Source organism: Lentzea sp. NPDC051213 (genome assembly GCF_044455585.1).
Classification (GTDB): domain Bacteria; phylum Actinomycetota; class Actinomycetes; order Mycobacteriales; family Pseudonocardiaceae; genus Lentzea.
Map to the genome: position 1 here is coordinate 400,256 of NZ_JBITEX010000008.1, position 19,004 is coordinate 419,259.

Sequence of the window (19,004 nt, forward strand, 5' to 3'; positions counted from 1 at the left end):
CTCAGGCCCCGTGTCGAGCGCGGGTGAACTCCCACGCATCGCGGACGATGCCGGTGATGTCGGCGCGCTCGGGCTTCCAGCCGAGGTCCGTGCGGGCCCGCTCGGCGGAGGCGACGAGGACGGCCGGGTCGCCGGCGCGCCTGTCGGCGACGACGGCGGGGATCGGGTGGCCGGTGACCTCACGGCAGGTGTCGATGACCTGCTTGACGGAGAAGCCGGTGCCGTTGCCGAGGTTGTAGATCCGGTGCTCGCCGGGGGTGGCGTGCTCGAGCGCCAGGAGGTGGGCGTCCGCGAGGTCCGTGACGTGGATGTAGTCGCGGATGCAGGTGCCGTCCTCGGTGGGCCAGTCCTCGCCGTAGATCGAGATGTGTTCCCGCTGCCCGAGCGCGACCTGGAGCACGAGCGGGATCAGGTGGGTCTCGGTCGCGTGGCGCTCGCCGATGCTGCCGTAGGCGCCGGCGACGTTGAAGTACCGCAGGCTCGTCGCCGCCAGGCCGTGCGCGGCCGCGTACGACGTGATCGCGTGGTCGATGGCCAGCTTGGTGGCGCCGTAGGTGTTGGTCGGCGCGGTGGGCGCGGTCTCGGGGATCGGCACCTCCCGCGGCTCGCCGTACGTCGCGGCAGTCGAGGAGAAGACGAGCTTCGGCGTGCCGTGATCCTTCATCGCATCGAGCAGGCGAACCGCAGTGAGGACGTTACCCGTCCAATACTTGCCGGGGTCCTGCATGGACTCGCCCACGAGGGACTTCGCCGCGAAGTGCAGAACTCCGTCGAACCTTTCCGCGAGGACATCGCCGATCACCTCGGCGATGTCGCCCCGGATGAAGCGCGCTCCTGTCGGGACGGCGTCCTCGTGCCCGGTCGAGAGGTCGTCGAGCACGACCACCTCGTGCCCGGCTTCGAGCAAGCGGGCAGCGCACACGCTGCCGACGTATCCGGCCCCGCCCGTGACGAGCAGCTTCACCACAGTCCTCGCATTCCTAGTCAAGATCGTTCTTTGCTACCGGTCCCGGCCCGCACCCGCGGACGGAACCGCCGTGAAGAGTCGCGGCCGGGTGAGCGACCGCGCTGCGAAGCCGGCGAGCACGGACCGCTCGACCTCGTCGTGCCGCTCGACGGGCACCAGGGCGATGGCCGAGCCGCCGAAGCCGCCGCCGACCATCCTGGAGCCGAGCGCTCCAGCCGCCATCGCGGACTCGACGGCGACGTCGAGCTCCAGGCAGGAGACGCGGTAGTCGTCCCGCAGGCTCGTGTGCGAGGCGGAGAGGAGCGGCCCGACGTCGGCGAGCCTGCCCGCGCGGAGCAGCTCGACGGTGCGCAGGACCCGGTCGTTCTCAGTCACGACGTGCCGCACCAGCGGACGCAGCTCTTCGGGCAGCCGGACGAGCGTCTCGTCGAGCTCGGCGATGTCGACGTCGCGCAGCGCGGGAACGCCGAGGATCCCGGCCGCCCGCTCACAGCCGGCCCGCCGGGCGCCGTAGCCGCCGTCGACGAGGGCGTGGCTCGCGCGGGTGTCGATGACGAGCACCTCGAGGCCGCTGGCAGCCGCGTCGAAAGCGACCTGCTCCGGCTTGCCGGACCGCACGTCGTAAAACAACGCGTGCGCTTCGACGCAGCACAGCGATGCCGTCTGATCAAGGATGCCGGTTGGCGCGCCCACGAAGTCGTTCTCGGAGCGCTGCACCCAGCGCGCGATGTCCGGCCGCTCCGCGTTGACGCCGGCAAGGCCGAGCAACGCGAGCGCGACCGCGCACTCGAGCGCGTGCGACGAGGAGAGACCGGCCCCCGCGGGCACGTCGCCCGCGATGATCAGATCCGCCCCTCCGGTGACGTCGATCCCCTGCTCGCGCAGGGCCCAGGCGACGCCACAGGGGTACGCGGCCCACCCGTTGACGGTGCCCGGGACTAGGTCGGCCACCACGACCGGGTCCGCGTCCTGCACCCCGCCGTCGTTGCCGAGCGAGCTGACGGTCAGCACGCCGTCGGCTCGGGGTGACGCCGCCACGGCGATGCGGTGGGGCAACGCGAACGGCAGCACGAAGCCGTCGTTGTAGTCGGTGTGCTCACCGATGAGGTTGACGCGGCCCGGTGCCGACCAGACCCCTTCCGGAGCGCGTCCGTGCAGGCGCTGGAACGCCTCCGCCGCCTTCTCAGCCGGTGTCGTCGCCTGGGTCACCGGGCGAGCACCATGACGGCGTGGGCGACCGCGGGGTCGAGTTCGGCCGTGTTGCCGTTGCCGCCGCGCACGTGGATGACCTTGCCGCTGCCCAGCGACTCGACCTCCACGGTGCCGCCGGGCACCACGCCGGCGTCCTTCAGCTCGGCCATCAGGTCCGGGTCGAGCTGGACGTGCTCGGCGATGCGGCGCACCTCGACGCGGCCACCGCCGCGGCGGGCCACCTCGTCCACGCGTACCAGGTCCGCCTCGGCGGGCGGGGCGGGCTCGCCGTCGCCCAGCTTGTCGAGGCCGGGGATCGGATTGCCGTAGGGCGAGGTGGTGGGGTTGCCGAGCAGCTTGATGAGCTTGCGCTCGACCGCCTCGCTCATCACGTGCTCCCAGCGGCATGCCTCGCTGTGCACGTGCTCCCATTCGAGCCCGATGATGTCCACGAGGAGGCGCTCGGCGAGCCGGTGCTTGCGCATGACGGCGATCGCGAGGTTGCGACCTTGCTCGGTGAGCTCGAGGTGGCGGTCCTCCGCCACTATCACCAAGCCGTCGCGCTCCATGCGGCCGACGGTCTGGCTCACCGTCGGTCCACTTTGGCCGAGACGCTCGGCGATGCGGGCGCGCAGTGGCACCACGCCCTCTTCTTCGAGCTCGTAGATCGTGCGGAGATACATCTCCGTGGTGTCGATGAGGTCGTTCACACCCGCTCCCCTTCGTATGGTGTCGATGGTAGTCGTGCCGGGGGACACAGGTGTCCGCGCGGTGCAGGATGTGTGTTGTGCATCCCTTGATCACTCCTGAAGCTCTCGCCGACGCGCTGAGTGCGCGGCCGGCCACCGTCGTGCTGGACGTCCGGTGGCGGCTCGGCGGACCACCCGGACGCCAAGACTACGAGGTCAGCCACGTGTCCGGCGCGGTGTACGTCGATCTGGACACCGAGTTGTCCTCTCCGCCGGGTGTTGGTGGCAGGCATCCGCTGCCGGATCCGGAGCGGCTGCAGGAGGTGCTGCGCCGCGCCGGTGTGCGCGAGGGCGGCCAGGTCGTGGCGTATGACGGCGGGGACGGGTCGGTGGCCGCGCGGGTGTGGTGGCTGCTGCGGTGGGCCGGGTACGGCGACGTGGCCGTGCTGGACGGCGGGTTCGCCGCGTGGGAGGCGGCAGGGCTGCCGGTGACCGCCGAGGAGCCGTCGCCCGCCGAAGGCGACGTGGTGGTGCGACCTGGGCAGATGCCCGTGCTGGACGCGGACGAGGCGGCGGTGCTGGCTCGCGAGGGCGTGTTGCTCGACGCTCGGGCTCCGCAGCGGTACCGCGGGGAGACGGAGCCGGTCGACCCCAAGGCCGGGCACGTTCCGGGTGCGCTCAACGCGCCGTCGGCCGGGCACGTCGGTGGCGATGGGCGGTGGCTCGGTGCGGCGGAGCTGGCCGAGCGGTTCGCGGGCATCGGGGTGCCGGCGGGCGAGGCCGGTGAGGTGGCTGTCGGCGCGTACTGCGGGTCCGGGGTGACGGCCTCGTCCGTGGTGCTGGCGCTGGAGGTTGCCGGGATCACCTCGGCGGAGAAGCCGGCGGCGTTGTACGCCGGGTCGTGGTCGAACTGGTGCGCGCTGGACCGGGAGGTCGCCACCGGCTGACGAGGGCCGGGCGCACCGGGGCGGGTGGGCCGGTCAGGCGTTGGGGATGCGTTCGAAGCCCTGCTTCGCCAGTTTGAGGGCGGCGGCGCAGGTGTCGAGTTCATCGATCGCCAGCACGCTCACCGAGAAGGCCGGGGTGATGGCGGCCGGGTCGTCGGTCAGCATGACGGTGACCTGGCAGTCCTCCTTGCCGTTGCTCACCTGCCACGCGGTGTTGCCGCCGATCTCGATCTGCTTCTTCTCGCCTTCGCCGTCCGCCACGTCCGGGACCGTGACCATCTGGGTGATGACGGTGGACGGACCGGTGGTGGTGTGGATGCAGCCGCCGTCCGCGGAGGACTTGCCGCCGGTGGCGGCTTCGATGTCCGCGCTCTTGAGAACGCCGCAGGTCTCGAGGCCCGTGGCCTTCTTCTTGGTGGTGATCTTCACGTCGGCCCGCTTCTGGCCTGACGGGTCGGCGGGCTTCGTGGCCGAGGTGCTGGCCGGCGCCTTCTTCGAGGTCGAGGTGGGGTCCGCGGGCTCGGGGGCGGCGTTGGTGTCGGCGACCGCCGAGCCCTTGACCTGCTGGGCGCAGCCTGTGACGGCGGTGAGGGTCAGGCTCAGAGCGATGAGGATGGCTGCTGGTCGCAGGTGCATGTCGCCTCTGACCCCTGTTCGGTGGATTCGGTTCCGGACGTTCGTGGCCGGCCGGGTGGGACTGTAGGCGTCCGGGGGTCGGCGGGCATGGGCGGCGACCAAGACGTGATCACCGGTTGGGCCGATCGGTGGGTAGGTTGCTGGTCATGGGTAAGTCGGCCGCTGTTGTCTGGGACAGGTCCTTCCTCGGGTACGACCTCGGTGGCGACCATCCGCTCAATCCCGTTCGGCTCGACCTCACGGTTCGGCTCGCCACCGCGCTCGGTGTGCTCGAGGGCGTCGACCTGCGGGTGCCTGAGGCGGCCAGTGACGAGGAGATCGAGCTCGTGCATCGGCCGGGGTACCTGAGCGCGGTGCAGGCGGCGCCCACGGCCGGGTGGGACGTCGGGCACGGGCTGGGGACGCCGGACAACCCCGTGTTCGAGCGGATGCACGAGGCGTCGGCGTTGGTGGTCGGTGGGTCGCTGGTGGCGGCGCGCGCCATCGCGTCCGGTGAGGCGGATCGGGCGGTCAACATCGCCGGCGGGCTGCACCACGCGATGCCGGACAGCGCGGCCGGGTTCTGCGTCTACAACGACTGTGCGGTGGCCATTGAGTGGTTGTTGCGCAGTGGCGTGGAGCGCATCGCTTACGTCGATGTCGACGTCCATCACGGGGACGGCGTGCAGACGGCGTTCTGGGACGACCCGCGGGTGCTGACGATCTCGTTGCACCAGCATCCGATGAGCTTGTGGCCGGGTACCGGGTGGGCGGGCGAGGTCGGTGGCGCGGGGGCCGAGGGGAGTGCGGTCAACGTGGCGTTGCCGGCGGGGACGCGGGACGGCGGCTGGTTGCGGGCGTTTCACGCGACGGTGCCGGCGTTGCTGACGGCGTTCCGGCCGCAGGTGCTGGTCACGCAGTGCGGTGTCGACACGCACAAGGAGGATCCGCTCGCGGACCTGGCGCTCAGCGTGGACGGGCATCGGGCCATCTACCAGGCGTTTCGCGAACTGGTCGTCGAGCACGGCTACAAGTGGCTCGCGCTCGGGGGCGGTGGGTACGAGCTGCTCAGGGTCGTGCCGCGGTCGTGGACGCACCTGCTCGCCACGGTGCTGGACCGCGATGTCGACCCGAACCGGCCGTTGCCGGCGGACTGGGTGGCGCATGCGACGCGCATCGCACCCGACTGGCCTTTGCCTGCGTCGATGACGGATGAGTGCGACCCTGTGCACCAGCCGTGGGGCGGGGATGCGGAGGAGCCGGTGGACAAGGCGATTCGCGAGACGCGCCGGGCGGTATTCCCGTTGCACGGGCTCGATCCCGACGACCCCAGGGACTGAAACCACAGTGGGCTCCAGAGATCCGTTCGACTTCCCGAGGCACTGGGAGGCGGACGTCGTCCTCAGCGACGGCGGCACCGTCCACCTGCGGCCGATCACGCCGGACGACAGCGAGCAGCTCAAGGAGTTCCACGGCCGGCTGTCCGAGCGGACGCGGTACTTCCGCTACTTCGGCCCCTACCCGCGGATCCCGCAGCGCGACCTCGAGCGGTTCAGCACGGTCGATCACCACGACCGGGTCGCGATCGTCGCGTTGCTCGGCGACGACATCGTCGCCGTCGGCCGGTTCGACCGTCTGAACGAAGGTGAGTCCGCCGAGGTCGCGTTCGTCGTCGAGGACCCGCACCAGGGGCGCGGGCTCGGCAGCATCCTGCTCGAACACCTCGCGGCGGCCGCCAGGGAGGTCGGGCTCACCCGGTTCGAGGCCGAGGTGCTGGCCGAGAACGGGCAGATGGTCCGGGTGTTCCGCGACGCCGGCTACCAGGTCAGCAGGGCGTTCGAGGAGGGCGTGCTGCACCTGGAGTTCGCGATCGACCCCACCGACGAGTCCGTCGCCGTCGCCAGGGCCCGTGAGCAGGCCGCTGAGGCGCGCAGCGTGCACAACCTCCTGCACCCGAAGAGCGTCGCCGTCATCGGTGCCTCCACCGACCCGACCAAGATCGGTCACGCGGTCCTCAAGAACCTCCTCGAAGCCGACTTCAACGGCCCCGTCTACCCGGTCAACGCCGAGCACCGCGCGGTCCGGGGCGTGCGGGCCTACCCGACCGTGCTCGACATCCCCGACGACGTCGATCTCGCCGTCGTCGCCGTCCCCGCCGCCAGCGTCGACGAGGTGATGGACGGCTGCCTCGCCAAGGGCGTGAAGGCGCTGGTCGTCGTTTCGAGCGGCTACGGCGAGACGGGCCCGGACGGCCTGTCCGCCGAACGCAGGCTCGCCGCCGAGGCACGGGCGCACGGCATGCGCGTCGTCGGACCGAACGCGCTCGGCGTCCTCAACCTCGACCCCAAGGTCCGCCTCAACGCGAGCCTCGCGCCGAAGCTCCCGGCACGCGGCCGCGCGGGCTTCTTCTGCCAGTCCGGCGCCCTCGGCACGGCCATCCTGGCCAACGCTGCGGGCTGGGGCCTCGGTCTGTCCACGTTCGTCTCCGCCGGCAACCGCGCCGACGTCTCCGGCAACGACCTGCTGCAGTACTGGGAGACCGACCCCGCGACCGACGTCGTGCTGCTCTACCTGGAGTCGTTCGGCAACCCGCGCAAGTTCGCCAGGCTCGCGCGACGCCTCGGCCGCACCAAGCCGATCGTCGCGGTGAAGTCCGGCCGGCACGCCGTCGTGCCCGGCCTCGCCGCCACCGGCGCGAAGGTCGACGAGGCGAGCGTCCAGGCGCTGTTCGAGCAGGCCGGCGTGATCAGGGTCGAATCGCTGGCCCAGCTGTTCGACACCGCGCTGCTGCTCGCCCACCAGCCGCTGCCCAAGGGCAAGCGCGTCGCCGTCGTCGGCAACTCGACCGCCATCGGACTGCTCGCCGCCGACACGCTGCTCGCCCAGGATCTCGACCTCGCGGGCGACCCCGTCGACGTCGGCGCCCAGGCGACCCCGGAGGAGTTCGCCAAGGCGGTGACCGCGGCCCTCGACCGCGCGGACACCGACGCTCTCGTCGTCGTGTTCGTGCCACCGATCGCGGTCCCCGGCGCCGCCTACGCCCGCGCGCTCAAGGAAGCCGCGCACCGCACGAAGCCGATCGTTTCCACGTTCCTCGCGGTCGAGGGCATCCCGGAGGAGCTGAGGGTGCCGGGCAAGGGCTCGATCCCCAGCTACGCGAGTCCCGAACGCGCCGTGCTCGCCCTCGCCCGCGCCATCCGCTACGCCCGCTGGCGTGCCGCGCCTCAGGGCCGTTTCACGAGACCGGACGGCATCGACAGCGACGCGGCGCGGTCCATTGTGGAGCAGATGCTGGGGCAGACCGACCGCATGGTCGACGACGACACCGCGCTCGAACTCCTGAAGTGCTACGGCATCGACGTCGTCCCGTTCCGCATCGCGCACAGCGCCGAGGAAGCCGTGCGGGCAGCGGACGAACTCGGCTATCCGGTCGCGATGAAGGCCACGAGTGAACGCCTCCGCCACCGCACGGATCTCGTCGGCGTCCGGCTCGACATCGCCCACGCCGAATCGGTCACCGGGGCCTACCAGGACCTGGCCGAGCTCTCCGGCAAAACGGACGTGTACGTGCAACGCATGGCCCCCAAGGGAGTCAGCTGCGTCCTCGGCCTCCAGGACGACCCGTCGTTCGGCACTCTGGTCTGGTTCGGACTGTCGGGTCTGGTCAGCGACCTCCTCGGCGACCGCGCCTACCGGGCGGTACCCCTCACCGACACCGACGCGGCCGAACTCGTTGCCGCACCGAAGGCCGCGCCGCTGCTCACCGGTTACCGCGGCGACGAACCCGCGGACCTGAAAGCACTTCAGGAACTGGTACTCCGTTTGGCCGCATTGGCGGAGGACCTTCCGGAGGTGCGCGCGCTCAAGCTCGAGCCCGTTCTTGCCTCTGCCGCAGGGGCTTTCGTCAGCAGTGCGCGCATCGTCGTCGGTCCGCCGCCCTCCCTGCACGACGCCGGTCCACGCCGCCTGCGCTGAGGGCGTTACCGCAACGATTCCGTATGTTTCATTCGCTCCGGGGTATGGACATGCGTCGGATAGCCGCTTAGGTTTCCCGCATCGCCGCTCAGCACCACCCGAGGTGCGTCGGCGCATGCCTGTGGAACGACGCTGTAAGAGGGATGAATGACGCCGAGAGCGCTCCTCCGCCTGGTGGCGACAACATGTGCGGCCGTGCTTCTCCTCGCTTCGTGCGCGGGCGGCGACGAGTCCACGATGGCTGGCAAGGTCAGCGCGAACGACCGCATGACGATCGCCGTTTCGTACGACCAGCCGGGCCTCGCGGTGCGCAGGCTCGACGGCGCCTACCGCGGGTTCGACGTCGACGTCGCCAAGTTCATCGCCGGCGAGCTGGGCGTCAAGGAGCAGAACATCGTCTGGCGGGAGGCGCAGCCCGGCAACCGGGAGACGCTGCTGACCAGCGGTGAGGCCGACATGGTCGTCTCCACCTACTCGATCACGGACAAGCGCAAGCAGATCGTCGACTTCGTCGGCCCGTACTTCGTCGCCGGCCAGGACCTGCTGGTTCGCATGAACGAGAGCCGCATCGACGGTCCCAAGTCGCTCAACGCCGAACTGGACCTGTGCTCGACGGCGGGTTCCACGTCCGCCGCGTACGTGAAGGAACAGTTCGCGAAGGACGTGAACCTGGTCGAGTACGCGAAGTTCAGCGACTGCGTCACGGCGCTGCTCGCGGACAACGTCGACGCCGTGACCACGGACGACGTCCTCCTCGCCGGGTACGCCGCCCAGAACCCCGAGCTCCTGCGGGTCGTCGGCGACCCGTTCAGCAAGGAGGAGTACGGCGTCGGCCTGCGTCGCGACGACCCCACCAGCAAGGCCAAGGTGCAGGCGGCGCTGCAGAAGATGATCGACTCGGGCGCCTGGCGCAAGTCGCTGGAGGCCAACATCGGATCTTCCGGCTACAAGATCCCCGACCCGCCGAAGCTGGCGCCCTGATCACACGGGGCGTGACGTAGGCTCACGCCACGTGAACCGCGTCCCGCCGCACCGCGCTGATCGACCTGTTCGCGCGGGCATCCCAGAACACGGCCGAGTCCCGCGTTACTACGCGGTCAAGGCCGAGCTGTTCGATCTCGTCGAAACCCTCGGCGAAGGTACCGTCCTGCCGTCCGAACGCGAGCTCGCCGAGCGGTTCTCCGTCTCGCGCGTCACGCTCCGCCAGGCCGTCAGCGAACTGGTGCTCGAAGGCTTGCTCATCCGCCGCCAAGGCAGTGGCACGTTCGTCGCCCCGCCGAAGCTCATCCAACCGTTGTCGCTGGTCAGCTACACCGAGGGCATGCGCCGTCAGGGAGTCGAGCCCAACCGGACCGTGATCACGGTCGAGGAGCTCGGTGCCGACGACGGCCTGGCCCGCGACCTGATGCTCGAACCAGGTGACCCGGTCGTGCACCTGGAGCGCGTGCTGCTCGCTGACGACGAGCGCATCGGCCTGGAGTCGACGTACCTGTCCCTGGGTCGCTTCCCGGACCTCCTGGACAAGCTCGACCCCGCCGGATCGCTGTACGCGTGCCTCACCGAGCGTCTCGGCGTGCGCTTCGCCGAAGCCGAGGAACGCGTCGAAACGGTGCTCGCCACGCCGCGTGAGGCGTTGCTCATCGGCACGAACCCCGCGCTGCCGATGCTGCTGCTGCACCGCGTCTCCTACGACGTCGACGGTCACCCGATCGAACGCGCCCGATCGCTGTACCGGGGTGACCGGTTCAGCTTCGTGGCGAGGCTGCACGCCGACCGCTAGAACCGGAGATCGTCGTGGCAACCACCCCCTGCCGGTGGTCGTCACGTTCGGCTGCATGCGTTGTGCGGCGCGGCTTTCTGCTCGACTGTCCACAACGGATGGTGTGCGTTGCGCTCGCGCGGGTCACTGCCGAGTGGAATCTGGAAGACATCAAACGATTCGCCGGGACGAGCTGCTCGACGAGGGCATTCCTTTCGGGCCCCAACGGATGCGCTCTCCCCGCCCATGACCCCTCGGCGTTGCCGCGCGCACTTTGCGTGACTTCCCCGGCGCGTCCGGGAGGCTGACGTTCGCCCGCCCCGGCGCCGGCGGCCCTTTCGGCAGGCAAGCTGGTCGGGGGGCCAGATCGTCAAGCTGGGCAACGGGTTTCCCGGGTCTCGATACGTCACACCCGAGGCTGCGCGGCGGCGCGATGAAGTGACTGCGGGTCACCGGATCCCCTGCGAGCGCAGGAAGATACCGCCCGTTCGCACTCGTTTCCCGTGCAGGCCGCGGAGGTACTGTTGGTAGTACGAACTCAGTATTTCCGCAACGGTGCGGAGGAGCGGGGGTGTGCCGTGTCTTTCAAGGCGGAGTTCCTCGCTGAACTCGAGGATTGCCTGCGCGGCTACGGCGCGGTCCCGGTGAGCAATCACGACGCACTGGCGTTGTTCATCGAGTTCGTGCGGGCCCTTCCCGAGCGCGACCAGCGACTGCGTTGCCTCGAAGGCGTCGATCAGGGTTCCGGGTCGTTCTGGAACAACCCGGCTGTGTGGTGGGAGCAGGTGCCGCGTTTCGGGGCGGGCCTTCCGCGGTGCGGATCGGCGGAGTGCCGCAAGCTGCTGGACGACATGCTCGACGAGGCCATCAGCGACGAGATCGACGTGCTGGAGATGGAGATCCGCGAGCTGCCGAGCTGAGGCGGACATGCCTGCCGGCGCCGCAACCTGTTACGGCCACGGCGCCGGGGCTTCAGATCACTTCACGGCAACGAGCGACTTGAACAATTCCCGATAGCGGTGGAGAGCCAGTCGCAAGTCCTCTGTCTCGTGGTCGCCATCGCCCTTCCACTGCTGGGAGAGCGAGCGGTGGCGGGAGGTCAGCTCCTCGATCGCCCGCGTCACGAGCTCGTCGGCCTTGCGGACCGCGGCCTTCGGGTCGTCGACGAACTCGAATTGCACGGCCTGCCACTCGTCGGAGAGCCTGTTCGACGGCCGCTGCTGTTCAGGAACGGCGTCGCGCTGCGGCATCTCGCGCTGTGCGGATTCCCGCTGCGGCATCTCGCGTTGCGGGGTCTCCCGCTGTGACGTCTCGCGTTGCGGGGTCTCCCGCTGTGACGTCTCGTGCTGCGGAGTCTCACGCTGAGATGCCTCGCGCTGAGATGTCTCGCGCTGAGATGTCTCGCGCTGGGCGGCCTCTCGCTGTTGCGCCTGTTGAACCTGAGCGGTTCGTTCGTCGCGCCGCTCGTCACGCCGTTCGTCAGGCCTCGCTTCGCGCTGTGCGTGGGCGGCAGTGGCCCTGGCCTGCTCGGACGGGGCGGGGACGGTGTCAGGCATCGCTCTTCTCCTTCCGCGCGGCTTCCGCTTCCCTGTCCTTGCGCGGACCAGCGCCGCGTTCGAGCAGGTCGTCGAACAGCTCGCGGTAGTGCACCATCGCGGTGCGCAGGTCCTCGGTGTTCGCCTCGCCGAGCTCCTGGCGCTCGGAGATGTCGTGCGCCTTGCGGTAGTGCTCCAACGTTCGCGCGTGTTCCACGGACAGCACGCTCAGCTGCGCCTCGTAACCCTCGGTGGGGTAGCCGCGCTCGGCCATCAGGTCGGTCACCAGCTTGTCGGCATCGGTGATCGCCGTGCTCGGCGAGTCCACGAACTTGGCCTGCACGCCGGCCCAGTGCCGGCGGTAACTCTCTTGTGCCGCAGGGCTGAGCGGCTTCAGGTCGAACTCGCTGTGGCGGTGCTCCCGCTCGGCGAGCTCCTTCTCCGCGGCCGTTCTGCTGTCGCTCTGCTCGACCGCGTGGTCGTATTCAGGGCCGAAACGGTCGCGCAACTTCTTGCGCTGCCAGGCGGGCCTCAGCACGAACGCGAGGACCACCAGCACCACGAGAATCGCGACCACCAGGCCGATGATGGCGCCCGTTGACATGGAAAACCTCCAAGACAGGCAAAAAGCCTTTGTGTCCTGGAGGCTTTCCCTCACCGGGGCAGGAGAAACATCAGCCCTTGATGCACACCACCTGCTTGAGCTTGGCGACCACCTCGACGAGGTCGGACTGGTTCGCCATCACGGTGTCGATGTCCTTGTAGGCGCCCGGAATCTCGTCCACCACGCCGGAGTCCTTGCGGCACTCGACACCACTTGTCTGGGCGGCGAGATCCTGCGTGGTGAACGTCTTGCGGGCCTTGTTGCGCGACATCTTCCGGCCGGCGCCGTGCGACGCCGACTCGAACGAGTCCGGGTTGCCGAGCCCGCGCACGATGTACGAACCGGTGCCCATCGAGCCGGGGATGATGCCCAGGTCGCCACGCCCGGCGCGGATCGCACCCTTGCGCGTCACCAGCACGTCCTCGCCGAAATGGGTCTCCTCAGCGACGTAGTTGTGGTGACACGAGATCGGCTCCTCGAACGCGATGTGCGGGAAGTCGGCGCGCAGCACGTCGCAGACCAGGCGCAGCATGACCGCGCGGTTGCGCCGCGCGTAGTCCTGCGCCCAGTACAGGTCGTGCCGGTACGCCGCCATCTCCGGGGTACCCGCGAGGAACACGGCGAGGTCCGGGTCCGGCAGCTCGGCGTTGTGCGCGAGCTTGCGCGCCACCGCGATGTGGTGCTGCGCCAGCTCGTTGCCGATGCCACGCGACCCCGAGTGCAGCATGACCCACACCTGCTGGTCGCTGTCCAGGCAGACCTCGAGGAAGTGGTTGCCGCCGCCGAGCGTGCCCATCTGGTGCAGCGCCTTGTCGGCGCGCGCCTTCACAGCAGGCGTCAGGTCGTCGAACTTCCTCCAGAACGGCGCCCAGTCGGACGCGTCCCTCTCGGTGAACGCGGTCGCCTTGTGCTGACCGAAACCGACGGGGACCACGGCCTCCATGCGGGACCGCAGCCCGCGCAGCGTCTCCGGCAGGTCACTGGCCGTGAGCGAGGTGCGCACGGCGGTCATGCCGCAGCCGATGTCCACGCCGACCGCCGCAGGGGAGACGGCGTCGCGCAGCGCGATCACCGACCCCACCGTGGCGCCCTTGCCGTAATGCACGTCCGGCATCACAGCGATGTGCTTGACGGCCCACGGCAGCGCGGAGATGTTCTGAAGCTGTTGCATGGCGAACTCTTCGACCTCGTCCGGCCGAGTCCACATGCGGATGTCCACGTTCTTACCGCGGACCAGGTTTGCTGCCATGGCTACGAGGTTAGGCCGCGTTCTGGCTGCTCCACAAAGGAGTTTCGGCACCGACGAACTCCCAGGCACCCCTGTGCACCTTGGCCTTGCTCATGTCACCGCCGAGGTTGGTGACGAACGCGCGCACGGTCGGCAGGTCGTTCACGTCCGCGATGAGAATGGCCTTGCTCTGCAACGTGACGCTGCCGCCGCCGAGCTTCTCGCGGGCGACCGCGTCCTTGAGGAGGCCTTCGCGCACCTGCGTCGCCGTGACGCCGGGGACCTCGACCTGGACGGCGTCGACCTTCGGCGAGTTCGACGGCAGGAAGCGGAACGTCAGCACCGACTCCTGCCTGAACTGCTTGCTGATCGTAGAGGCGGTGTGCCGCAGGCTCGCCTCGTTGAGGGTGACGTCGAACTTGCGCGAGCGCTCGAACGTCGTCTGCTGCAGGACGCTCGACCAGAACACGCCGTCGAGCAGCGTGGAGCGGGTGGTGACGCCGCCGTTGGCGAACACGATGCCGCGGACCTCGCGGTCGAACTTGACCAGCCGGTCCTTCAGGCGCGGATCGGCGGGGTCGGTGATGATCGCGGTGTTGTTGGTCGCGAAGATCTCCGGGCACGGCAGCGGTGCGCCCGCCGCCGTGCCGGTGGAGACCGTGAACGCCAGCACCGTCATGACTGCCACGAGAAGCTTTCGCATGTGCCACAAGGTATTGGCTCCGGGTGAGCTGGGCATACCCAGTTCCGCTCAGCGGGCCACCGCTCGTTTGTACTGGTGGTTGGCCAGCGGGATGAAGACGGCCAGGAAGATCACCACCCAGCCCAGCGAGGCGAGGACGGGGTGCTGCAGCGGCCAGACGTCCGGTGGCGGCGACAGGGGAGAGGTGTTGCCGAACAGCTCACGGGTCGCCTGCGTCACCGCGGAGACCGGATTCCACTCCGCGAAGTGGCGCAGCGCCGTGGGGAGCTTCTCCGACTGCACGAAGGTGTTCGCGATGTAGCTCAGCGGGAAGATGAAGATGAAGCTCGCGTTGTTGAACACCTCGGGGCTGCGCACGAGCAACCCGACCCAGGCCATCGCCCAGGAGAACGCGTAGGCGAAGAGCAACAGCAGGCCGACCCCGGCGAGCGCCTCCAGCGGTGAGGAGTGGATGCGCCAGCCGACCACCAGGCCGCTGAGCATCATGATCGCGACGATCAGGGCGTTGTTGAGCAGATCGGACGTCGTGCGCCCCACCAGGACCGCGGATCGGGCCATCGGCAGCGAGCGGAACCTGTCGATGATGCCCTTGGTGATGTCCTCGGCGAGGCCGCTGCCGGTGATCGTGGCGCCGAACAGCACTGTCTGGGCGAAGATGCCCGCCATCAGGAACTCGCGGTAGTTCATGCCGGGGATCTCGATCGAGCCGCCGAACACGTACGCGAAGAGCAGCACGAACATGATCGGCATCGCGGTCGAGAACACCAGCAGGTCCGGCACGCGCTTGATCTTGATGAGGTTGCGTTTGGCGACCACCGCGCCGTCGCCGAGCGTCTGCAGCAGGTTCACGTCTCGTCCTTTCCGTCGGCGTGGTGGCCGGTCAGCGCCAGGAACACGTCGTCCAGCGTCGGCCGGCGCAGACCGGCGTCGAGCACCTTCACCGACTCGGCGTCGAGCCGCCGGATCGCCTCCACCAGCACGCTCGACCCGCCGACGACCGGCACGGTGAGGTGGTGCTGGCGTTCGTCGGACTCCATCTGGCCGACGGCGAGGCCGGCGAGCGTGGTCTTCGCCGTCGCGAGCTCGGCGGCACTGGCGAAGGACAGTTCGAGGCGCTCGCCGCCGACCTGGTCCTTGAGCTGGTCGGCGGTGCCCTCGGCGATCACCCTGCCCTGGTCGATCACGGCGATCTGGTCGGCCAGGCGGTCGGCCTCCTCCAGGTACTGGGTGGTCAGGAGGAGGGTGGTGCCGCCGGCGACCAGTTCCTCGATCACGTCCCACATGCCCAGCCGGGACCTCGGGTCGAGGCCGGTCGTGGGTTCGTCGAGGAACAGCACCCGTGGCTCCGCGACGAGCGCGCCCGCGAGGTCGAGACGGCGGCGCATGCCCCCGGAGTAGCCCTTCACCGGACGATCGGCGGCGTCCTCGAGGTCGAACCTGGCGAGCAGCTCGCGGGCCCGTGCGCGGCTGCGTGCGCGGCCGAGGTGGTAGAGGCGGGCGACCATGTCGAGGTTCTCGAAGCCGGTCAGGTTGTCGTCGACGGCGGCGTACTGGCCGGACAGGCCGATGCGCTTGCGCAGCTCGTTGGCCTGCTTCCGGACGTCGAGCCCGGTGACGTGCGCTGATCCCTCGTCGGTGTCGAGCAGGGTGGTGAACACCCGCACCGCCGTGGTCTTGCCGGCGCCGTTGGGCCCGAGCAGGCCCGTGATGGTGCCCTCGGGCACTCTGAGGTCGAAGCCGTTGAGCGCGACGACCGACCCGTAGCGTTTGACCAGGCCTTCGGCCACGATCGCGTCTGTCATGCGGGCATCATGAGCCTCGGGTCTGACAATTTCGTCCGATTTTCGCCCGCGTACCGGTGATTGACAGCCGCTTTGAACGTGAGAATCCTTCAGACATGGATCGCGTGTGCGTCATCGGGGCGGGTTCTTCCGGCATCGCCGCATGTCAGGTGCTCAGCGCTCGGGGCATCGACTACGACTGCCTCGAGACCGGGTCGGAGATAGGCGGCAACTGGCGCTACCTCAACGACAACGGCATGTCATCGGCGTACCGCTCGCTCCACATCAACACCTCACGGCAGATGATGGAGTTCAAGTCGTTCCCGATGCCCCAGCATCTGCCGACGTACCCGTCGCACTTCCAGATCGCCGAGTACTTCGACGACTTCGTGAAGCATCACGGTTTCCGCGACCGGATCCGGTTTCGCACCGAGGTGACGCGGGTTTCCCCTGCTCCGGATGGTTATGCGGTCACCACGCGCGACCGTGACACGGGCGAGGAGGTTTCCGCTTCTTACGGTTCGGTCATCGTCGCGAACGGGCATCACTGGTCGCCGCGGCTGCCCGAGCCGGCCTTTCCTGGTTCGTTCGACGGCGAAGAACTGCATGTGCACTTCTACAAGACGCCTGAGCGATTCGCGGACAAGAAAGTGCTGGTGCTCGGCATCGGGAATTCGGCGTGCGACATCGCGGTCGAGTCTTCGCGCGTGGCCTCGCGGACGTATTTGGCGATGCGTCGTGGCGCGCACATCATGCCCAAGTTCCTGTTCGGCATGCCGACCGATCACCTGACGACTTCGCCGCTTGCCCGCTTTGCGCCGTCCTGGCTGCAGGCGCTGTCCGTTCGGGCGATGCTGCGGCTCTCCCGCGGCAAGCTCTCCGACTACGGGCTGCCTGAGCCCTCGCACGGCATCCTGGCGGCGCATCCGACGGTGTCGGACGACCTGCTGACCCGGCTCGGGCACGGCGACATCACCGTGAAGCCGAACGTGCAGCGATTGGACGGCTCCGGCGTCGTGTTCGCCGACGGCACGCGCGAGGACATCGACGTGATCGTCTACTGCACCGGGTACAAGGTCGACTTCCCGTTCCTCGACGCCGCCGAGTTCTCCGCTGTGTCGTCGCCGGACAACGAGGTGTCGCTGTACCGGCGGGTCGTGGATCCGGCGCATCCGGGGCTGTACTTCCTCGGGCTGATCCAGCCGCTCGGGGCGATCATGCCGCTCGCGGAGGCGCAGTCGGAGTGGATCGCCGACCTCGTGTCCGGGCAGGCGGCGCTGCCGCCGGTGCCGGAGATGAAGGCGGAGATCGCCGGGTACCGGGCTTCGCTGCGGAGCCGGTATGTGAAGTCGAAGCGGCACACGTTGGAGGTCGACTTCCTCGGGTACCAGCGTGAGCTGCAGGCGGAGCGCCGGGCCGGTGCCGCGCGCCGCTGAGCTGATATATCGGTTGCCCCGTTCACGCCTGGCCGCGCCGTTCAGGCCTTTGCAATGAGTCTTTTGACTTCGTCCGCAAACGTTTTTTGCATCCGGTGGTGGGGTGGGCGAGGGGCGGGAACCCGGTCGTCGGGTGGAGGGTGCCTGGGTACGGTCGGGGCGTGTCGAGTGCTCAGGTGATCGTTCTCAACGGCGGGTCCAGCTCCGGCAAGTCGGGGATCGCACGGTGCCTGCAGGCGCTGCTGCCCGAAGCGTGGCTGGCGATCGGGGTCGACACGTTGATCGACGTGATGCCCGCGCGGCTGCAGCTCGGATCCGAGGGGATCGGGTTCGCCGACGACGGTGAGGTGACCGTCGGGGAGGAGTTCCGGCAGCTCGAGGACGCGTGGATGGCAGGGGTCGCCGCGATGGTGCGCGCCGGGGCGCGGGTCGTCGTCGACGACGTCTTTCTCGGCGGGCCCGAGTCGCGGCAGCGGTGGGAGAAGGCGCTGGACGGCCTCGACGTGCTGTGGGTCGGGGTGCGGTGTGACGCCGCCGTCGCCGCGGGCCGGGAGCTCGCCCGCGGCGATCGGGTTTCCGGGATGGCCGAAGTGCAGGCCGATCTGGTGCACCGGGGCATGACCTACGACGTCGAGGTCGACACCTCTCGTGCCGAGGCCGTCGAGTGCGCCAGGGTCATCGCCGACCGGATCAAGGGCGGGGTTCGTCGTTAGGGGCGCAGGTGCCGCCGCCCTGGGGCCAGCACGACGGGCCCGCGGTGACCGGGGGCGCTGCCCGTTCGGCCGACAGGATCGTGTGAAGATCCGTATCCAATATATTGCCCAGTGAGATCCAGCGCGCGAACACGCAGGGCCACACCTCGCCCGACGGGGAGATGGCGACGGCGCCGTGGCCGCAGCGGCCGCACAGCTGGTCAGGGCCCGGTGAAGCGTTTGCGCCGCGGCCGACGGCACGCACTCTGTCGATGCCGATGTCCGGGACGCCCAGCTTCGACAGGTCGGACCGCGCGGCGTGGGTTCTCTGCTGGCCGATGTGATCGGACGTGCTCACGTCGATGACGCCGGCGCGCAGCGGGATGGCGCGGTCGACGGCCTCCGCGATGTTGGCTCTGGTGCTGGCGTGGCTGCCGCGCCGGCGGGTGATCGCCTCGTGCTGGTCGGCGTCGTCGGAGTAGTAGCTCGTGGCGAGCCGGACACCGGGGCGGGAGAAGGTGTCCCACAGGCGTGGCCCGATGTGCACGAGATTGCTGAACACCTCGACTTCGAGGCCCAAGCCGAGTGCGCGATCCACGAACTCCGGTAAATCGCGGTGCAATGTCGGTTCGCCGCCGATGAACTGAACCGACTGCGCGCCGAGTTCGGCCACGTCGTCGATGAGGCGTAACCAATCGGATGTGCGAAGCACGCCCTCGGTGCCGCGCGGGCCGGACTCCGCGTAGCAGTGCGTGCAGCTCAGTTGGCATTTTCCGGTGATCTCAAGCCATGCGAAACGCAGGTCGGTCATGTCCCGCTCCCCTGGACGTCGCCGTGCGTCAACCATCTTGCCCCGGCGCATCGCGAATGGAGCTGTCGAAT

19 protein-coding genes are annotated in these 19,004 nt (G+C 69.2%); 8 read left to right on the forward strand and 11 right to left on the reverse strand.

What is annotated here, in order from left to right:
• Position 1 precedes the first annotated feature (1 nt).
• The 3 genes from galE to ACIA8G_RS33745 are packed head-to-tail and all read right to left on the reverse strand — an operon-like array spanning position 2 to position 2,868.
• Positions 2–964 carry a UDP-glucose 4-epimerase GalE gene (galE, locus tag ACIA8G_RS33735; protein WP_396422757.1) on the reverse strand — a complete coding sequence of 321 codons (963 nt, stop codon included), beginning with the start codon at positions 962–964 and terminating at the stop codon, positions 2–4.
• A 36-nt stretch (positions 965–1,000) separates the two neighbouring features.
• Positions 1,001–2,176: a galactokinase gene (gene galK / locus ACIA8G_RS33740; RefSeq protein WP_396422758.1), complete on the reverse strand. Its 1,176-nt coding sequence runs from the start codon at positions 2,174–2,176 to the stop codon at positions 1,001–1,003.
• Positions 2,173–2,868, reverse strand: a complete 696-nt coding sequence (locus ACIA8G_RS33745; protein WP_396422759.1) for an iron dependent repressor, metal binding and dimerization domain protein — start codon at positions 2,866–2,868, stop codon at positions 2,173–2,175. The genes galK and ACIA8G_RS33745 overlap by 4 nt, the downstream gene beginning before the upstream one ends.
• Positions 2,869–2,945: 77 nt before the next feature.
• On the opposite strand from ACIA8G_RS33745, the gene ACIA8G_RS33750 reads away from it, so the two are divergent.
• Positions 2,946–3,794, forward strand: a complete 849-nt coding sequence (locus ACIA8G_RS33750; protein WP_396422760.1) for a sulfurtransferase — start codon at positions 2,946–2,948, stop codon at positions 3,792–3,794.
• Between the two features lie 33 nt (positions 3,795–3,827).
• On the opposite strand, the gene ACIA8G_RS33755 is transcribed toward ACIA8G_RS33750, so the two are convergent.
• Positions 3,828–4,430, reverse strand: a complete 603-nt coding sequence (locus tag ACIA8G_RS33755) for a hypothetical protein (protein WP_396422761.1) — start codon at positions 4,428–4,430, stop codon at positions 3,828–3,830.
• A gap of 146 nt (positions 4,431–4,576) precedes the next feature.
• Between ACIA8G_RS33755 and ACIA8G_RS33760 the strand changes: the two genes are divergently transcribed.
• The 5 genes from ACIA8G_RS33760 to ACIA8G_RS33780 all read left to right on the forward strand — a co-directional run bounded on the left by ACIA8G_RS33760 (position 4,577) and on the right by ACIA8G_RS33780 (position 11,063).
• Complete coding sequence (locus tag ACIA8G_RS33760) at positions 4,577–5,749, forward strand: acetoin utilization protein AcuC (RefSeq protein WP_396422762.1); 1,173 nt, start codon at positions 4,577–4,579, stop codon at positions 5,747–5,749.
• A 7-nt stretch (positions 5,750–5,756) separates the two neighbouring features.
• Positions 5,757–8,384: a GNAT family N-acetyltransferase gene (locus tag ACIA8G_RS33765; RefSeq protein WP_396422763.1), complete on the forward strand. Its 2,628-nt coding sequence runs from the start codon at positions 5,757–5,759 to the stop codon at positions 8,382–8,384.
• 195 nt (positions 8,385–8,579) lie between these two features.
• On the forward strand, positions 8,580–9,365 hold the full coding sequence (locus ACIA8G_RS33770; RefSeq protein WP_396422764.1) for a glutamate ABC transporter substrate-binding protein: 786 nt from the start codon (positions 8,580–8,582) through the stop codon (positions 9,363–9,365).
• Between the two features lie 31 nt (positions 9,366–9,396).
• Entirely contained in the window at positions 9,397–10,164 is a 768-nt protein-coding gene (locus tag ACIA8G_RS33775; RefSeq protein WP_396422765.1) for a GntR family transcriptional regulator, read from the forward strand.
• Between the two features lie 557 nt (positions 10,165–10,721).
• A complete protein-coding gene (locus tag ACIA8G_RS33780) occupies positions 10,722–11,063 on the forward strand; it encodes a hypothetical protein (RefSeq protein WP_396422766.1) in 342 nt (113 codons plus the stop codon).
• Positions 11,064–11,120: 57 nt separating this feature from the next.
• On the opposite strand, the gene ACIA8G_RS33785 is transcribed toward ACIA8G_RS33780, so the two are convergent.
• From ACIA8G_RS33785 to ACIA8G_RS33810, 6 genes are all read right to left on the reverse strand, one after another.
• Positions 11,121–11,699, reverse strand: a complete 579-nt coding sequence (locus tag ACIA8G_RS33785; RefSeq protein ID WP_396422768.1) for a hypothetical protein — start codon at positions 11,697–11,699, stop codon at positions 11,121–11,123.
• Positions 11,692–12,282, reverse strand: a complete 591-nt coding sequence (locus ACIA8G_RS33790) for a hypothetical protein (protein WP_396422769.1) — start codon at positions 12,280–12,282, stop codon at positions 11,692–11,694. The genes ACIA8G_RS33785 and ACIA8G_RS33790 overlap by 8 nt, the downstream gene beginning before the upstream one ends.
• 70 nt (positions 12,283–12,352) lie before the next feature.
• Positions 12,353–13,531 carry an RtcB family protein gene (locus ACIA8G_RS33795; protein WP_396422770.1) on the reverse strand — a complete coding sequence of 393 codons (1,179 nt, stop codon included), beginning with the start codon at positions 13,529–13,531 and terminating at the stop codon, positions 12,353–12,355.
• Positions 13,532–13,541: 10 nt separating this feature from the next.
• A complete protein-coding gene (locus tag ACIA8G_RS33800) occupies positions 13,542–14,213 on the reverse strand; it encodes a hypothetical protein (protein ID WP_396422771.1) in 672 nt (223 codons plus the stop codon).
• Positions 14,214–14,261: 48 nt separating this feature from the next.
• Complete coding sequence (locus ACIA8G_RS33805) at positions 14,262–15,062, reverse strand: ABC transporter permease (RefSeq protein WP_396422772.1); 801 nt, start codon at positions 15,060–15,062, stop codon at positions 14,262–14,264.
• Complete coding sequence (locus ACIA8G_RS33810) at positions 15,059–16,015, reverse strand: ATP-binding cassette domain-containing protein (RefSeq protein ID WP_396422773.1); 957 nt, start codon at positions 16,013–16,015, stop codon at positions 15,059–15,061. The genes ACIA8G_RS33805 and ACIA8G_RS33810 overlap by 4 nt, the downstream gene beginning before the upstream one ends.
• Positions 16,016–16,110: 95 nt before the next feature.
• Here ACIA8G_RS33810 and ACIA8G_RS33815 point away from each other — a divergent pair, with 95 nt between their 5' ends.
• Together ACIA8G_RS33815 and cpt are read left to right on the forward strand one after the other, a co-directional pair.
• Positions 16,111–17,430, forward strand: a complete 1,320-nt coding sequence (locus ACIA8G_RS33815) for a flavin-containing monooxygenase (protein ID WP_396422774.1) — start codon at positions 16,111–16,113, stop codon at positions 17,428–17,430.
• Between the two features lie 161 nt (positions 17,431–17,591).
• Positions 17,592–18,143 carry a chloramphenicol phosphotransferase CPT gene (gene cpt, locus ACIA8G_RS33820; protein ID WP_396422776.1) on the forward strand — a complete coding sequence of 184 codons (552 nt, stop codon included), beginning with the start codon at positions 17,592–17,594 and terminating at the stop codon, positions 18,141–18,143.
• Here the strand turns inward: cpt and ACIA8G_RS33825 are convergent.
• On the reverse strand, positions 18,121–18,933 hold the full coding sequence (locus tag ACIA8G_RS33825; protein ID WP_396422777.1) for a radical SAM/SPASM domain-containing protein: 813 nt from the start codon (positions 18,931–18,933) through the stop codon (positions 18,121–18,123). The two genes, cpt and ACIA8G_RS33825, sit on opposite strands and share 23 nt — an antisense overlap.
• Positions 18,934–19,004 lie beyond the last annotated feature (71 nt).

What these genes read in the sequence shown, in the direction of transcription:
- ACIA8G_RS33815 (WP_396422774.1), top strand. Translation starts at nt 16,111, where the DNA reads ATGGATCGCGTGTGCGTCATCGGGGCGGGTTCTTCCGGCATCGCCGCA.
- ACIA8G_RS33785 (WP_396422768.1), bottom strand. Translation starts at nt 11,699, where the DNA reads ATGCCTGACACCGTCCCCGCCCCGTCCGAGCAGGCCAGGGCCACTGCC.
- ACIA8G_RS33755 (WP_396422761.1), bottom strand. Translation starts at nt 4,430, where the DNA reads ATGCACCTGCGACCAGCAGCCATCCTCATCGCTCTGAGCCTGACCCTC.
- ACIA8G_RS33760 (WP_396422762.1), top strand. Translation starts at nt 4,577, where the DNA reads ATGGGTAAGTCGGCCGCTGTTGTCTGGGACAGGTCCTTCCTCGGGTAC.
- ACIA8G_RS33800 (WP_396422771.1), bottom strand. Translation starts at nt 14,213, where the DNA reads ATGCGAAAGCTTCTCGTGGCAGTCATGACGGTGCTGGCGTTCACGGTC.
- ACIA8G_RS33825 (WP_396422777.1), bottom strand. Translation starts at nt 18,933, where the DNA reads ATGACCGACCTGCGTTTCGCATGGCTTGAGATCACCGGAAAATGCCAA.
- ACIA8G_RS33790 (WP_396422769.1), bottom strand. Translation starts at nt 12,282, where the DNA reads ATGTCAACGGGCGCCATCATCGGCCTGGTGGTCGCGATTCTCGTGGTG.
- ACIA8G_RS33795 (WP_396422770.1), bottom strand. Translation starts at nt 13,531, where the DNA reads ATGGCAGCAAACCTGGTCCGCGGTAAGAACGTGGACATCCGCATGTGG.
- ACIA8G_RS33810 (WP_396422773.1), bottom strand. Translation starts at nt 16,015, where the DNA reads ATGACAGACGCGATCGTGGCCGAAGGCCTGGTCAAACGCTACGGGTCG.